Source organism: Serratia sp. AXJ-M (assembly GCF_046531865.1).
Classification (GTDB): domain Bacteria; phylum Pseudomonadota; class Gammaproteobacteria; order Enterobacterales; family Enterobacteriaceae; genus Serratia; species Serratia liquefaciens.
The window spans coordinates 1,689,290-1,703,405 of record NZ_CP059394.1 but is presented as its reverse complement, the minus strand read 5'-3'; the positions used below and the strand labels follow the sequence as shown (position 1 = coordinate 1,703,405).

General features: G+C 58.2%; 15 protein-coding genes and 1 other annotated feature. Of the genes, 11 read left to right on the top strand and 4 right to left on the bottom strand.

Annotated features, from left to right (window positions below):
- Positions 1-90 precede the first annotated feature (90 nt).
- Together H0S68_RS07980 and H0S68_RS07975 are read left to right on the top strand one after the other, a co-directional pair.
- Positions 91-747, top strand: coding sequence for an HAD family hydrolase (locus H0S68_RS07980; protein ID WP_410529294.1), 657 nt, complete (start codon positions 91-93; stop codon positions 745-747).
- A 106-nt stretch (positions 748-853) separates the two neighbouring features.
- Positions 854-1,474, top strand: a complete 621-nt coding sequence (locus tag H0S68_RS07975; RefSeq protein ID WP_020826056.1) for a glutathione S-transferase family protein — start codon at positions 854-856, stop codon at positions 1,472-1,474.
- Here the strand turns inward: H0S68_RS07975 and H0S68_RS07970 are convergent.
- Complete coding sequence (locus H0S68_RS07970) at positions 1,466-2,611, bottom strand: PQQ-dependent sugar dehydrogenase (RefSeq protein ID WP_217330991.1); 1,146 nt, start codon at positions 2,609-2,611, stop codon at positions 1,466-1,468. The genes H0S68_RS07975 and H0S68_RS07970 overlap by 9 nt on opposite strands.
- Before the next feature lie 131 nt (positions 2,612-2,742).
- On the opposite strand from H0S68_RS07970, the gene H0S68_RS07965 reads away from it, so the two are divergent.
- Positions 2,743-3,162 carry a GNAT family N-acetyltransferase gene (locus H0S68_RS07965; RefSeq protein WP_115059333.1) on the top strand — a complete coding sequence of 140 codons (420 nt, stop codon included), beginning with the start codon at positions 2,743-2,745 and terminating at the stop codon, positions 3,160-3,162.
- 11 nt (positions 3,163-3,173) lie between these two features.
- Complete coding sequence (corA, locus tag H0S68_RS07960; protein WP_410529293.1) at positions 3,174-4,154, top strand: magnesium/cobalt transporter CorA; 981 nt, start codon at positions 3,174-3,176, stop codon at positions 4,152-4,154.
- Positions 4,155-4,193: 39 nt separating this feature from the next.
- On the opposite strand, the gene H0S68_RS07955 is transcribed toward corA, so the two are convergent.
- Together H0S68_RS07955 and speB are read right to left on the bottom strand one after the other, a co-directional pair.
- Positions 4,194-5,576, bottom strand: coding sequence for a sodium:solute symporter (locus H0S68_RS07955; protein ID WP_410529292.1), 1,383 nt, complete (start codon positions 5,574-5,576; stop codon positions 4,194-4,196).
- A gap of 73 nt (positions 5,577-5,649) precedes the next feature.
- Entirely contained in the window at positions 5,650-6,582 is a 933-nt protein-coding gene (gene speB, locus H0S68_RS07950; protein WP_128864056.1) for an agmatinase, read from the bottom strand.
- Between the two features lie 246 nt (positions 6,583-6,828).
- Between speB and H0S68_RS07945 the strand changes: the two genes are divergently transcribed.
- Positions 6,829-7,770 carry a LysR family transcriptional regulator gene (locus H0S68_RS07945; protein WP_020826050.1) on the top strand — a complete coding sequence of 314 codons (942 nt, stop codon included), beginning with the start codon at positions 6,829-6,831 and terminating at the stop codon, positions 7,768-7,770.
- On the opposite strand, the gene H0S68_RS07940 is transcribed toward H0S68_RS07945, so the two are convergent.
- Positions 7,763-8,587 (bottom strand): SDR family oxidoreductase, encoded by an 825-nt coding sequence (locus H0S68_RS07940; protein WP_020826049.1) that lies wholly within the window; start codon positions 8,585-8,587, stop codon positions 7,763-7,765. The two genes, H0S68_RS07945 and H0S68_RS07940, sit on opposite strands and share 8 nt — an antisense overlap.
- Positions 8,588-8,816: 229 nt before the next feature.
- Here H0S68_RS07940 and hisL point away from each other — a divergent pair, with 229 nt between their 5' ends.
- The 6 genes from hisL to hisH all read left to right on the top strand — a co-directional run bounded on the left by hisL (position 8,817) and on the right by hisH (position 14,112).
- Entirely contained in the window at positions 8,817-8,864 is a 48-nt protein-coding gene (hisL, locus tag H0S68_RS07935) for a his operon leader peptide (protein ID WP_101495319.1), read from the top strand.
- Positions 8,840-8,966, top strand: a sequence feature (His leader region). (Overlaps the previous gene by 25 nt.)
- A 195-nt stretch (positions 8,967-9,161) precedes the next feature.
- Entirely contained in the window at positions 9,162-10,061 is a 900-nt protein-coding gene (hisG, locus tag H0S68_RS07930) for an ATP phosphoribosyltransferase (RefSeq protein WP_041414374.1), read from the top strand.
- Positions 10,062-10,065: 4 nt separating this feature from the next.
- Positions 10,066-11,373, top strand: a complete 1,308-nt coding sequence (hisD, locus tag H0S68_RS07925; protein ID WP_122077964.1) for a histidinol dehydrogenase — start codon at positions 10,066-10,068, stop codon at positions 11,371-11,373.
- On the top strand, positions 11,370-12,458 hold the full coding sequence (gene hisC / locus H0S68_RS07920; protein WP_187962584.1) for a histidinol-phosphate transaminase: 1,089 nt from the start codon (positions 11,370-11,372) through the stop codon (positions 12,456-12,458). Before hisD ends, hisC begins: the two co-directional genes overlap by 4 nt.
- Positions 12,455-13,522: a bifunctional histidinol-phosphatase/imidazoleglycerol-phosphate dehydratase HisB gene (gene hisB / locus H0S68_RS07915; RefSeq protein ID WP_128864053.1), complete on the top strand. Its 1,068-nt coding sequence runs from the start codon at positions 12,455-12,457 to the stop codon at positions 13,520-13,522. Before hisC ends, hisB begins: the two co-directional genes overlap by 4 nt.
- Positions 13,522-14,112, top strand: a complete 591-nt coding sequence (gene hisH / locus H0S68_RS07910; RefSeq protein ID WP_187962583.1) for an imidazole glycerol phosphate synthase subunit HisH — start codon at positions 13,522-13,524, stop codon at positions 14,110-14,112. Before hisB ends, hisH begins: the two co-directional genes overlap by 1 nt.
- The last annotated feature ends 4 nt before the right edge of the window (positions 14,113-14,116 follow it).

Here is a 14,116-nt window from a genome sequence, read left to right as displayed (position 1 = left end):
ATTTCGTTGTCGCCACTGGCTGGCGACTAACGCTATCCGCTATTCTATAAACAGCCCCATTCCCCCTCCCTGCCTGCCGGAGAAATACTGATGGATTTAGCCTTATTCGACCTGGATGAAACCCTGATTGATGAAGACAGCGCCAGCCTATGGATGCGTTGGTTGGTCACTGAAGGGTTTGCACCGGCGGAACTGGAACAGCAGGAACAGCAACTGATGCAGCACTATTATCAGGGCAAGCTGTCCATGGAGGACTACATGCAGGCCACGCTGGCGCCGCTGGCCGGCCTGAGTACCGAAACGGTGGCCGGCTGGGTGCAGCGCTATATTCGCCGCGATATCCTGCCGCGAGTCTACCCTGCCGCCCGCGAGCGGCTGCTGTGGCACCGCGAGCGTGGTGATTGCATTCTGATCATTTCCGCCACGGGCGAGCACCTGGTGGCCCCCATTGCCGCCCAGCTTGGCGCCGACGGCGCGCTGGCCATCGGCGTCGAAGTGCAAGACGGCCGCTTCACCGGCAACACCTACGGCACCATGACCTACCAACAGGGCAAGGTTATCCGCCTGAAAAAGTGGTTGGCTGAACATCCGGAACTGAGCTTCGAGCACAGCCACGGCTACAGCGACTCCCTCAACGACAAGGCGATGCTGGAATACGTCGACAGCGCCACGGTAATCAACCCCGACAGCGAACTCAACGCGTTGGCGCTGGGGCAAGGCTGGGAGATCTGCCGCTGGGAGCGCTGAATGTGTCGCCCACGTCGGCAAAAAATGCCTTCCAGTGTGACAAGCGCTGAATTGTGGAGTAGGAATAATTAGTTAGGTTGATTAACCCACGTAAAAGAGGCGTTCTATGCTGACCATTTGGGGTCGTGAAAATTCGAACAACGTCAGGAAAGTGCTGTGGTGCGCCGCAGAGTTGGAGCTGAGTTACAGCCATATCAACGCCGGAGGCGCTTTCGGCAAGGTGAACGACGAACTCTACCGTTCATTGAACCCGAATGGCCTGGTGCCGCTGCTGCAAGACGATGACTTTGTGCTGTGGGAGTCCAACACCATAGTGCGCTATCTGGCCGCGAAGTTTGGTAGCGAACCTTTCTACCCGCAGGATCTGCAGGCGCGTGCCAGTGCCGAAAAATGGATGGACTGGACCACGGCCACCATTGTCAGTCACTTTAGCGTGGTGTTCTGGGGTTTGGTGCGTACCAAGCCGGAACTGCGCGATATGGCGAAGATCGAAGCGGCGATTGCCACACTGGAAAAGCATTTCGACATTGTGGAAGACACCCTGGGTCGTCAGCCTTACCTTTCCGGTGAAGACTTCGGCATCGGCGATATCCCGCTGGGCAGTTTCGCCTACGCCTGGTTCTCCATGCCGATCAAGCGCCAAGCTCGCCCGAACATGGAGCGCTGGTATAAGCAACTGACCGAGCGGCCAGCCTATCAGCGCGGTGTGATGAGTGAGTTAACCTGAGTTTCCTGCGCCCCGCATCCGCTGGGGCGCAATTCTCTCCTGGAGCCCTACCCGCAGCAGCTTGCCGTTGCTTGCATCGGTTAACAGGTAAAGATAGCCGTCAGGCCCGACCCGCACTTCGCGAATGCGTTCACCGCGATCCTCCAGCAGCCTTTCTTCAGAAACCACGTTGTCTCCCTGCAGCGTCAGGCGGATCAGCGCTTCTTGGGCCAGCGCACCAATAAACAGCGAATGCTTCCAGGCAGGGAAACGCGGCGAATCATAGAATGCCATGCCGCTGATACCCGGCGACACCGGCCAATAATGCAGGGGTTGTTCGGTGCCCGCGACCTTCTGCCCTTTCGCCTCCGGGATCGCCAGCCCGGAGTAATTGATGCCATAGGTGGCTATCGGCCAGCCGTAGTTTTTCCCTGCCTGCGGAATATTGACCTCATCGCCACCGCGTGGACCGTGTTCGTTCTCCCACATCACCCCGCTCCACGGATTCAACGCCAGCCCCTGAGGATTACGGTGGCCGTAGGACCAAATTTCCGGCCGCTTGCCGGCCTGGCCGACAAAAGGATTATCCGGCGGTACCGCGCCGTCGGCGGTTAAGCGCACCATTTTGCCCTGTAACTTGTCCAGATCCTGCGCCGTCGGCCGCTGATTATTCTCCCCGAGCGCGATAAACAGATTCCCCTGACGATCAAACGCCAGCTTGCCCCCAAAATGATTGCCGACCGACAGCTTGGGTTGCTGGCGGAAAATCACCTTGAAATTCTCCAGCCGTCGGTTGTCGGTGCTAAGTTGCCCGTAGCCTACCGCCGTCCCCGCTTTACCCTCATCGCCCGCTTCGGCGAAGCTGAGGTAAACTCGTCGGCTGGTGGAAAAATCGGGCGCCAGCAACACTTCCAGCAAACCGCCCTGGCCTTCTGCATATACCTGCGGCACACCGGCGATAGGCGCCGAAAGGCCCTGGCCCGGCAGCCAGAGCCGTAAACGCCCCGGCCGTTCGGTGATTAACATTCCCTGTTCGCCGGGCAGAAATGCCAGCGACCACGGGTGTTCCAACTTGTCCTGCAATTGCGTTACCGTCGGCGCGGCGTGCAGCAAGCCGCTGAACAACAGCAAAGCGGCTATCATAGTCAATCGGTGCATAGCGTCCTCCTGGACAAAAAACAACCTACTCAGTGTAGTCCAGCAGGCTGATTTTGACGTTTGTTTTAAATTTCAACGTGTTGCCTTTTAGTCAGACTGTGCTTAAGTTAAGGGTTCACCAAGGAGGAAAGATGAACATCACCGTAACCGAGACGCTCAATGAAGACACCCTCGACGTTATTCGTCAGGGGCTTAGAGCCCACAACAGCCCCTATGTGGATCCCAGCTTGCGTAAGCCGCTTGGCATTTACGCCCGGGACACCGCCGGCCAGGTGGTCGCCGGCCTGACCGGCGAGACCTGGGGCAACTGGCTGAGCGTTGAATGGCTATGGGTAGCGGACTCGCAACGCGGCAGCGGCCTGGGGCGTAAAGTATTGCTGGCGGCGGAACGGGAGGCGAAAGCACGCGGCTGCCGCTATGTTCGTTTGGATACCTTTAGTTTTCAGGCGCGGCCGTTCTACGAAAAACTCGGTTATCAACTGCAGATGACGCTGCAGAATTACCCGGTGGAACATGAATGTTACTTTCTCACCAAAACCCTAATTGAATAGCAGGTGACCTGATGGAAACCGCAACCATGGTTGTGAATTGCGTGGCATACAAGGCCGGTGAACGGCTGGGCGAAGTGACCATTGATGATATCAGCGAGGTGGTCAAACAGCCGGATACCTTCGTCTGGCTCGGGCTGTGGCAGCCGGAAGACGCCTTTATGCGCAAAGTGCAGGAGGAGTTCGGGCTGCACGATCTGGCGATTGAAGATGCGCTGTGCGCCCACCAGCGACCGAAGCTTGAAGCTTACGGTGACTCGCTGTTTATCGTGGTCAAAACCGCGCAATGGGGCAATGACGAAATTGAGTACGGCGAAACACACTTCTTCGTGGGCAAGAACTTCCTGATCACGGTACGCCACGGCAAATCACCGAGCTACGCCCCAATCCGCGCCAAGGCCGAAGAGAACCATAAGCAAATGTGCCGCGGCCCGGGCTTTGCCTTGTATTCGGTGTTGGACTTTGTAGTAGATAACTACCGTAGCGTGGTGGCGAAGTTCGAAGCGACCATTGAAGGCATTGAAGCCAACATGTTCAAATCGGAATTTGATCAGGCCGCCATCGAGAACGTCTACACCCTGCGGCGGCACCTGCTGGCGCTGCGCAATGCCGCGATGCCGATGGACGAAATCTGCAATCAGTTGATCCGCCTGCATGAAGAAGTGATCCCGAAAGAGCTGCGCGCCTACGTACGCGACGTGCAAGACCATGCGCATCAGGTGGTCAGCAATATCGACGATATGCGCGAAATGCTGACCAACGCGATGCACGTCAATCTGGCGCTGGTCACCGTAAAACAGAACGAAGTGGTGAAACGCCTGGCCGGTTGGGGGGCGATCCTGGCGATCCCTACGGTGATTTTCAGCCTGTACGGCATGAACTTCGCCGACATGCCAGAGCTGAAGTTCCCCTGGGCCTACCACGCCACGCTGGGGGTCACCGTCGTCGGCTGCTTCTTCCTCTACCAGAAGCTGAAGCGCTCCGGCTGGCTTTAAACGAGGATGGGGCTGCGCATGGCAGCCCCTGATTACCGGTTACTCGGGCTGTACCTGCGGCCGTGGGCTTGGCCGGGTCAGTAAGCTGCCCATCACGAAGGCCGCGCCGCCCGCCAGCAAGCCGCCGTAGATAGGGCTGTTGGCTTCAATACCCTGATAATACATCAGCCCCAAAACGCTCAGGCTGCCGGTCAGCATGCTGGCGATAGCGCCGGTGCTGGTGGCCCGTTGCCAGAAAATCGCACCAATCAGCGGGATCAGCATGCCGCCCACCAGCAGGTTATAAGCCAGCGTCAGCGCCGCCATCACGTCCCGCACCACAAACGCCAACCCCAGCATGATGCAGCCCATGATCAGCGTAGTAAATCGCCCGGCGGCCAGTCCGCCCGAGGGGCGCTTGCGAATCGCCGGCAATACGTCCTCCAGCGCGATGGTCGATGACGCCAGCAGGCAGGCGCTGGCGGTCGACATCAGCGCAGCCAGTGCGGCGGCGGCCACCAATCCGCTGACGCCCGGCGGCAGCACCGCCTGCGCAATGGCGGCAAAAGCCCCGTCGGTATTAGCCAACTGCGGCAGCACCAGCTTGCCGGCCATGCCGATCAACGCACCGGCTACGCCATACAGCACGCAATACACGCCGGCCCCTAATCCGGCATAACGAGCAATAGTGTTGCTGCGGGCGGTAAATACCCGCTGCCAGATATCCTGACCAATCAAAATGCCGAAGAAGTAGATCAGGAAGAACACCGCGATAGTATCCAGCCCGATGGATGATAGCCGGTAGTAGCTATCCGGCAGTTGGCTACTGAACGCCGTCCAACCCCCGGCTTTGACGATGCTCATCGGCATCAGCACCAACATCATGCCAACGGTCATGATGATAAACTGGATAATGTCGGTCAGCGTCAGTGACCACATGCCGCCCAACGTTGAATACAGCACCACCAAACCGCCACCGAGCAAAATCGACGTGATAAACGACAGATCGAACATCACCTGCATCACGCTGCCGATGGCAATGATCGACGTCACCGCCACCATCAGATCGTAGGCCAACATAATGGCGCCGCTGGTGACTCTGGCCGCTGGGTGATAACGACGCGACAGCACCTGGCTGACGGTGTAGAGCTTTAGCTTAAGCAACGGCTTTGCCAACACCATGCTCAGCACCACGATGCCCGCCCCCAGCGCACCGCACAGCCACACGCCAGAGATGCCGTAGGTATAACCCAGTTTGACGCTGCCGATGGTTGACGCCCCGCCCAGCACCACCGCAGACAGGGTGCCCAGATACAAACAGGGCCCCAGATTACGTCCGGCAACCAGATAATCCTCTTTGGTCGTCGCCCGGCGAACGCCTAACCAACCCACCGCTCCTATCACCAAAAAGTAAAACACCACTACCAGCAGATCGAGATTCATGAGTCACTCCGCATGTTTATTATTGTTATTGGATCCAGGCGCAACGGCTCCGCCGGTCAGGTATGGCGACGTCTTATCGCCCAGGCAGCACGCATAACATTTCAAACAGCAGGTTGGCCGCCAGCAGCGCGGTATTACCGGAACGATCGTAAGGCGGTGAGACCTCCACCACGTCGGCGCCGATCAGATTCAGCCCCCGGCATCCTCGGACAATTTCCAGGCCCTGCCATACCGACAACCCGCCAACTTCCGGCGTGCCGGTACCCGGAGCAAACGCCGGATCCAGCCCATCGATATCGAAGCTGAGATAAACCGGCCCACTGCCCATCTGCTCGCGCACTTCGGCCATCAGCGGCGCTAAAGAGCGATACCAACACTCTTCCGCCTGCACCACGCGAAACCCCTGCCGGCGCGACCAGTCGAAATCGGCAGCTTCATAGCCGCTGCCCCGCAGCCCAATCTGCACAACCCGCTGGGGTGCCAACAGCCCCTCTTCAAAAGCGCGACGGAAAGTGGTGCCGTGCGCCAGTTGCTCGCCAAACATCTCCTCATTGGTGTCTGAATGCGCATCCACGTGAATTAAACCGACCGGGCCATGACGGCCGGCGGCGGCACGCAGGATCGGCAACGTCAGCGTGTGATCGCCTCCCAGCGTCAGCGGGATGCAGCCATGGGCCAGAATGTCGCTATAGGCCAGTTCGATACGCCGAACGCTGTCCGCCAGACTGTAGGGATTGATGGCGACATCCCCCAGATCGGCAACCTGCAACCGTTCGAAAGGGGCAGCGCCGCTACCCATGTTGTACGGGCGGATCATCACCGACTCCTGACGGATCTGCCGAGGCCCATAGCGCGTGCCGCTGCGGTTTGAAGTGCCAATATCAAGAGGAATGCCAACGAAGGCCGCATCCAGACCGCGCGCATTTTCGGCAACGGGCAGGCGCATCATGGTAGGGATACCGGCAAACCGCGGCATGTCGTTGCCACTTTGGGGTTGATTAAGCATGTGTTTTCCTCGTTCTGGCATGATTTAATTTCAACATTTAGATAACAAATACAGGCTACCCCGATGGCCGACAGGTCTACCATTCCATCTTTGTGATGTAAGCATTGAAAACACCGATGTTTTGTAACGCGTTGAACTGTTGGTTTTATTTGTAATCTGTGACATAAAAAGAGTGATTTTGGCCCGTCAGGGTGACGCCATGGATGTTACCAATCGGTTAACAAGGGAAGTTTTGCGGAGGAAAAGATGCTCACTAATCTAAGCGACATCGATCTGCGGCTGCTGCGGGTGTTCGTCGCCGTCGCGGAGGCCCATGGCGTCAGCGCCGCCCAGGAGCCGCTGTTGATGAATCAGTCGACCATCAGCACCCATCTTGCGACGCTGGAGACCCGGCTGGGGTTTCGTCTGTGCCAGCGAGGGCGCTCCGGCTTTATGCTGACGCCCAAAGGGGAGCGCATATTGATCGCCTGCCGCACGCTGTTTAACGCCGCACGCGACTTCACCCGGGTCAGCCAGTCGCTGAACGGTCTGCTGACCGGCGATCTGCAAATCGGGCTGGTGGATAATCTGGTGTCGCTGCCGGGCAACCCCTTCAGCCGTGCTATCAAACAGTTTCAACGCCGCCATCAGGACGTGCAGTTGCAGTGCCGAATTTGCGCCCCCGGCGAAATTGAACAGGGGCTGCTGAATCAGCAGCTCGATTTGGGCATCGGTTATTTCGGCCAGCAGTTGGAAGCATTGCAGTATCAACCCTGGATAAGCGAAACGCAGGCGGTCTACTGCAGCAGCGATCATCCGCTGTTTACCGCAGAGCAACCGGGTCGCGAACAAATTGAAAATGCGCGTTGGGTCAAGCGAGGTTATCTGTTGGCGCAGCAGCTCTGCCCGTTGGCGCCGTTAAACCTCGGTGCCGTCGCCCACCATATGGAGGGGGTCGCCCATCTGGTGCTCAGCGGCGAATATCTCGGGTACCTGCCGACCCATTACGCCGCGCGCTGGGTTGAACAGGGGGCACTGCGGCAGTTAGGCGGGCAGGCGCTCTCCTACCAGGCAACCCTGAGCCTGGTGACCCGACCCGGAGCGCCAAAGGAGGCCTTGTTGGCGCTGATAGAGGATTTGAGCGGATTGGCGCGAGCGCCACAGACAAAAAACCCCGCAGGCGCGGGGTCAGATACTGATATTAATTGACCGGCATGCGCGCCGGATCCGGATACTGATATTCGAACCCCAGCTCATTGCAGATGCGGCTACCGTCCACCAGGCGCCCACCCTGCTCTGCCTCAATGGCGAATTGCGGCGGGGCCAGATGCAGCTGTTCGGCCAGCGCCGGGTAAAATTCACGCTTGGTGGGATGGGCCGGGGCGCAAAGGTTATAAACGTGACCGCCTTTCGGCAGTTTCAGCAACAGTTGAATCGCGGCGATCACATCGTCCTGATGCACCAGATTCACCCCTTGCGAACCGCCTTTGACGTCGACTTTGCCGGCCAGGAAACGACCGGGGTGACGATCCACACCCACCAGTCCCGCCAACCGCAAGATATCCACCGACGTGTTCGGCAGTTCATGCAGCCAACGCTCCAGTTCCACCAGCACTCGCCCCGAAGGCGAAACCGGCTGCAGCGGCGAATCCTCGCGTACCGTGCCGGTAGTTTCACCGTATACCGAAGTCGAACTGGTAAACAGAATACGCGGTACGCCAAAAGCCATCGCGCTGTCCACCAGCATGCGTACCGCATTGAAGTAGTTCTCGCTGCCCTCGACAGTGCGGCGCGCAGGCAATGTCACCACCAGCGCATCAACGCGCAGCAAAGACTCCAGATCCTCGGGTTCGCAAATCAGCTCCGGCGTCATTTCCAACTGATAACATTCAATGCCGCTCATCCGCGCGGCCTCAACGCCATCCGGCGTCGTTTTACTGCCAACGACGTCAAACCCACGGCTCATCAGCGACAGGGCCAACGGCATGCCCAGCCAGCCCAGACCAATAATGGCTACCTTTTTCATCACCTTCCTCTCCTGAAGATCGCAGCGCTTTACCCATTAAGGCTACGCCACTGCGTGAAGTGATACAATCCACCCAGTTTAAGCTTAGGTAAAGTCGCGTCCAGCTAATAACTCAACCTGTTTCAATAAATTAAATTTATGACCGTAAAAAAGGGTTGCGTGACAGACGGCGGATAGTTTAGGTTAATTAGCAATTGAGTTTGTAGCGACTTTATACAGAGAAAACACCATGACACGCATTCAGTTCAGCCACCATCATCACCATCATCCTGACTAGTCTTTCAGGCGATGTGTGCTGGAAGACGGTTTTTTAATCTTCCAGTGGCGCGCAGAATGCAAGAGAGAGCCCTCGGAAGATTTCTTCCGAGGGTTTTTTTTTGGCTCCGGACAGACAGAAAAAATAATTTTTAAAATAAATTCAAATATCCCAAATAATTCGAGTTGCTTGTAGGCGGCAACTGAGTGAATCCCCAGGAGCTTACTCAAGTAAGTGACTGGAGTGAATGAAGGCAGCCAACACCCAAGCCACTTGAAGTATGACGGGTATAAAATTACAGATTAAACAGAGGTTACCATGCTGGACAAAACACGTTTACGGATAGCAATGCAGAAGTCAGGCCGCCTGAGTGATGAATCCCAGGAGTTACTGGCGCGCTGCGGCATTAAAATCAACCTGCAGCAACAGCGCCTGATTGCCTTCGCGGAGAATATGCCGATTGATATCCTGCGCGTCCGTGATGACGATATCCCAGGGCTGGTGATGGACGGCGTGGTCGATCTGGGGATTATCGGTGAGAACGTGCTGGAAGAAGAGCTGCTCACCCGCCGCGCTCAGGGCGAAGATCCCCGTTACTTCACCCTGCGTCGCCTGGACTTCGGCGGTTGCCGTCTGTCGTTGGCTACCTCGCTCGACACGGAATACACCGGCCCGCAAAGCCTGCAAGACGCCCGCATCGCCACCTCTTATCCGCACCTGCTGAAACAATACCTCGATAAACAAGGCGTGCGCTTCAAATCCTGCCTGTTGAACGGTTCGGTGGAAGTGGCACCGCGTGCCGGTCTGGCCGACGCCATCTGTGACCTGGTCTCCACCGGTGCCACGCTGGAAGCCAACGGCCTGCGCGAAGTGGAAGTGATTTACCGCTCGAAAGCCTGCCTAATCCAACGTGACGGCGAAATGCCGGAAGCCAAACAGCAATTGATCGACCGCCTGATGACCCGTATTCAGGGCGTGATCCAGGCACGCGAATCCAAGTACATCATGCTGCACGCGCCGAGCGAGCGCCTCGACGAAATCGTTGCGCTGCTGCCGGGCGCGGAACGCCCAACCATACTGCCACTGGCCGGTGCGCAAAATCGCGTGGCAATGCACATGGTCAGCAGTGAAACCCTGTTCTGGGAAACCATGGAAAAGCTGAAAGCGCTCGGTGCCAGTTCGATTCTGGTGTTACCAATTGAGAAGATGATGGAGTAACGCCATGTCGACTTTCAATACTCCGGTCAATTGGGCAGGTTGCAGCGCCGAACAGCGCGCGGCACTGTTGATGCGCCCGGCGATCGCAGCCGAAGACAGCATCACCCGCACGGTGAGCGAGATCCTCGACAACGTGAAGGCCAACGGTGACCAGGCGCTGCGCGATTACAGCGCCAAATTTGATAAAACCGAGGTTGGCGCGCTGCGCATCACCGCCGACCAGATCGCCGCCGCCAGCGCTCGTCTGGGTGATGATATAAAACAGGCGATGGCAGTCGCGGTCGCTAACGTCGAAACCTTCCACAATGCACAAAAGCTGCCGCCGGTGGATGTGGAAACCCAGCCGGGCGTGCGTTGCCAACAGGTCACCCGCCCGATCGACTCGGTCGGGCTGTATATTCCCGGTGGCTCCGCGCCGCTGTTTTCTACCGTACTGATGCTGGCGACGCCGGCACGTATCGCCGGTTGCCGCCGCGTGGTGTTGTGCTCACCGCCGCCGATTGCCGATGAAATTCTCTATGCCGCGCAGCTGTGCGGGGTAAAGGAAGTGTTTCAGGTTGGCGGCGCACAGGCGATTGCCGCTATGGCATTCGGCACCGACTCCGTACCGCGCGTGGCGAAGATCTTCGGGCCGGGCAATGCCTTTGTCACCGAAGCCAAGCGCCAAATCAACCAACGGTTGGACGGCGCAGCGATCGATATGCCGGCCGGTCCTTCCGAGGTGTTGGTGATTGCCGATGCCGGTGCGACGCCGGCGTTTGTCGCCTCTGATTTGTTGTCGCAGGCGGAGCACGGCCCAGACTCGCAGGTGATTCTGCTGACGCCGGACGCCGTTATGGCACAGGCGGTAGCCGAAGCGGTCGAACAGCAACTGGCGCAACTGCCTCGCGCCGAAACCGCTCGTCAGGCGCTGGCCAGTAGCCGACTGATCGTCGCCAAAGATCTGGCCGAGTGCGTGGCGATCAGCAATCAGTATGGCCCGGAACACCTGATCATTCAGACCCGCGATGCCCGCGCCCTGGTCGACAGCATCACCAGCGCCGGTTCGGTATTTCTCGGTGACTGGTCGCCAGAGTCCGCCGGTGACTATGCGTCCGGCACCAACCACGTATTGCCGACCTACGGGTATACCGCGACCTGTTCCAGCCTGGGCCTGGCGGATTTCCAAAAACGCATGACGGTGCAGGAACTGACGCCGCAAGGCTTTATGAACCTGGCCGCCACCATTGAAACCCTGGCTGCCGCCGAGCAGTTGATTGCCCACAAAAACGCCGTCACCCTGCGCGTTGCCGCACTGAAGGAGCAAGCATGAGCATTGAAAACCTGGCGCGCGCCAACGTTCGCGAGCTGACCCCGTATCAATCGGCTCGCCGCCTGGGGGGCAATGGCGATGTGTGGCTGAACGCCAACGAATACCCGATCGCCCCGGAATTCCAACTGACCGCTCAAACCTTTAACCGCTATCCGGAGTGCCAGCCGGCACGGGTGATCGAGCGCTACGCCGATTACGCCGGGGTTAAAAAGGAACAGGTGCTGGTCAGTCGTGGGGCGGACGAAGGCATTGAACTGCTGATCCGCGCCTTCTGCGAGCCGGGCAAAGACGCCATCCTGTTCTGCCCGCCGACTTACGGCATGTACGCCGTCAGCGCTGAAACCTTTGGCGTGGAGCGTCGCACCGTGGCGGCCAAAAAGGACTGGCAATTGGATTTAGCTGCCATCGCCGACAGCCTGGATAACGTGAAACTGATATACGTCTGCAGCCCAAACAACCCAACCGGTAATCTGATCGATCCCAACGATCTGCGCACCCTGCTGGAAATGGCCAAAGGCAAGGCGATCGTCGCGGTTGATGAGGCCTATATCGAATTCTGCCCGCAGGCCAGCGTGGCCGCCTGGCTGAGCGACTATCCGCACCTGGCTGTCCTGCGCACTCTGTCAAAAGCCTTCGCGCTGGCTGGCCTGCGCTGTGGTTTTACTCTGGCCAACGAGGACTTGATCGCCCTGCTGCTGAAGGTGATCGCACCTTATCCGCTGTCTACTCCGGTCGCCGATATCGCTGCACAGGCGCTCAGCACCGAGGGGATCCGCGTGATGCGTCAGCGCGTTACCGAGATTGCCGCCAACCGCAGTTGGCTGCAGCAGGCGCTGCAAAACTGCGCTTGCGTTGAGCAGGTTTTCGCCAGCGACAGCAATTACCTGCTGGCTCGTTTCACTGCTTCCAGTAATGTGTTTAAAACCTTATGGGATCAGGGCATTATCTTAAGAGACCAAAATAAACAACCTGGGTTGTCCGGCTGCCTGCGCATCACCATCGGCACCCGTGACGAATGCCAGCGCGTGGTTGACGCGCTGTCTGCCCTGCCCGGTGCAACCGAGACTCGCCAGGAGCCAATGTGAGCCAGAAATTCCTCTTTATTGACCGTGACGGCACGCTGATTGCTGAACCCCCAGAAGACTTCCAGGTTGATCGCCTGGACAAGCTGGCGCTGGAGCCGGACGTCATTCCTTGCCTGCTTGAATTGCAGCAGTCAGGTTACCAACTGGTGATGATCACCAATCAGGATGGCCTGGGTACCGCCAGTTTTCCGCAGGAAACCTTCGATCCGCCGCACGGCCTGATGATGCAGATCCTCAGCTCCCAGGGCATTCACTTCGAAGATATCCTGATCTGCCCACACCTGCCGGCGGACAACTGCGATTGCCGCAAACCCAAAACCGCGCTGGTCAAAGGCTATCTGGAGCCCGGCGTGATGGATACCGCTCACAGCTACGTGATCGGCGATCGCCCCACCGACGTTCAACTGGCGGAAAACATGGGCATTCAGGGCTTGCGCTATCAGCGCGATACCCTGGGCTGGAAAGAGATCACCCGCCAACTGACCCAGCGCGATCGTCATGCGCAGGTTAACCGCGCCACCAAAGAAACCCAGATCGACGTCAACGTCTGGCTGGATCGCGAAGGCGGCAGCAAGATCAAAACCGGCGTGGGTTTCTTCGATCACATGCTGGATCAGATCGCCACCCACGGCGGCTTCCGCATGGACATCAATGTTAAGGGCGATCTGTATATCGACGATCACCACACGGTAGAAGACACCGGTCTGGCGCTGGGCGAAGCCCTGAACAAGGCGTTGGGCGACAAACGCGGCATCGCACGTTTCGGCTTTGTGCTGCCAATGGACGAGTGCCTGGCGCGCTGCGCGCTGGATATCTCCGGCCGCCCGCACCTGGAATACAAGGCTGAGTTTAACTATCAGCGCGTCGGCGATCTGAGCACCGAAATGGTCGAACACTTCTTCCGCTCGCTGTCTTACACCATGGGTTGCACGCTTCACCTGAAAACCAAAGGCAAAAACGACCATCACCGCGTCGAAAGCCTGTTCAAAGTGTTTGGCCGTACGCTACGCCAGGCGATCCGCGTTGAGGGCAATACCCTCCCGAGCTCGAAAGGAGTGCTGTGATGAACGTGGTGATTTTAGACACCGGCTGCGCCAACCTGTCTTCTGTCACCTACGCGGTGCAGCGACTGGGTTATCAGCCGCAGGTAAGCCGTGACCCGGAGATCGTGTTGCGCGCCGATAAGCTTTTCCTGCCGGGCGTCGGCACAGCGCAGGCGGCCATGGATCAGTTGAAGCAACGCGAGTTGATCGATTTGATCAAAGCCTGCACTCAGCCGGTGCTGGGTATTTGCCTCGGTATGCAGTTGCTGGCAAAAAGCAGCGAAGAGAATGGCGGTATCGACACGCTGGGCATTATCGAGACGCCGGTCACCCAGATGACCGACTTCGGTCTGCCGCTGCCGCACATGGGCTGGAACCAGGTGTCGGCACAGGCCGGCCACCATCTGTTCCGCGGCATTGAAGACGGTGCCTACTTCTACTTCGTTCACAGCTATGCGATGCCGATATGCCCAAGCACCATCGCCCAGGCGAACTACGGCGAGCCCTTCACCGCCGCCGTGCAAAAAGACAACTTCTTCGGCGTGCAGTTTCATCCAGAACGTTCTGGATCAGCCGGTGCGCAACTGTTGAAAAACTTTCTGGAGATGTAGGCAG

What these genes read in the sequence shown, in the direction of transcription:
- hisC (WP_187962584.1), top strand. Translation starts at nt 11,370, where the DNA reads ATGAGCATTGAAAACCTGGCGCGCGCCAACGTTCGCGAGCTGACCCCG.
- H0S68_RS07980 (WP_410529294.1), top strand. Translation starts at nt 91, where the DNA reads ATGGATTTAGCCTTATTCGACCTGGATGAAACCCTGATTGATGAAGAC.
- hisG (WP_041414374.1), top strand. Translation starts at nt 9,162, where the DNA reads ATGCTGGACAAAACACGTTTACGGATAGCAATGCAGAAGTCAGGCCGC.
- corA (WP_410529293.1), top strand. Translation starts at nt 3,174, where the DNA reads ATGGAAACCGCAACCATGGTTGTGAATTGCGTGGCATACAAGGCCGGT.
- H0S68_RS07975 (WP_020826056.1), top strand. Translation starts at nt 854, where the DNA reads ATGCTGACCATTTGGGGTCGTGAAAATTCGAACAACGTCAGGAAAGTG.
- H0S68_RS07970 (WP_217330991.1), bottom strand. Translation starts at nt 2,611, where the DNA reads ATGCACCGATTGACTATGATAGCCGCTTTGCTGTTGTTCAGCGGCTTG.
- H0S68_RS07940 (WP_020826049.1), bottom strand. Translation starts at nt 8,587, where the DNA reads ATGAAAAAGGTAGCCATTATTGGTCTGGGCTGGCTGGGCATGCCGTTG.
- speB (WP_128864056.1), bottom strand. Translation starts at nt 6,582, where the DNA reads ATGCTTAATCAACCCCAAAGTGGCAACGACATGCCGCGGTTTGCCGGT.
- hisD (WP_122077964.1), top strand. Translation starts at nt 10,066, where the DNA reads ATGTCGACTTTCAATACTCCGGTCAATTGGGCAGGTTGCAGCGCCGAA.
- H0S68_RS07955 (WP_410529292.1), bottom strand. Translation starts at nt 5,576, where the DNA reads ATGAATCTCGATCTGCTGGTAGTGGTGTTTTACTTTTTGGTGATAGGA.
- hisH (WP_187962583.1), top strand. Translation starts at nt 13,522, where the DNA reads ATGAACGTGGTGATTTTAGACACCGGCTGCGCCAACCTGTCTTCTGTC.
- H0S68_RS07965 (WP_115059333.1), top strand. Translation starts at nt 2,743, where the DNA reads ATGAACATCACCGTAACCGAGACGCTCAATGAAGACACCCTCGACGTT.
- H0S68_RS07945 (WP_020826050.1), top strand. Translation starts at nt 6,829, where the DNA reads ATGCTCACTAATCTAAGCGACATCGATCTGCGGCTGCTGCGGGTGTTC.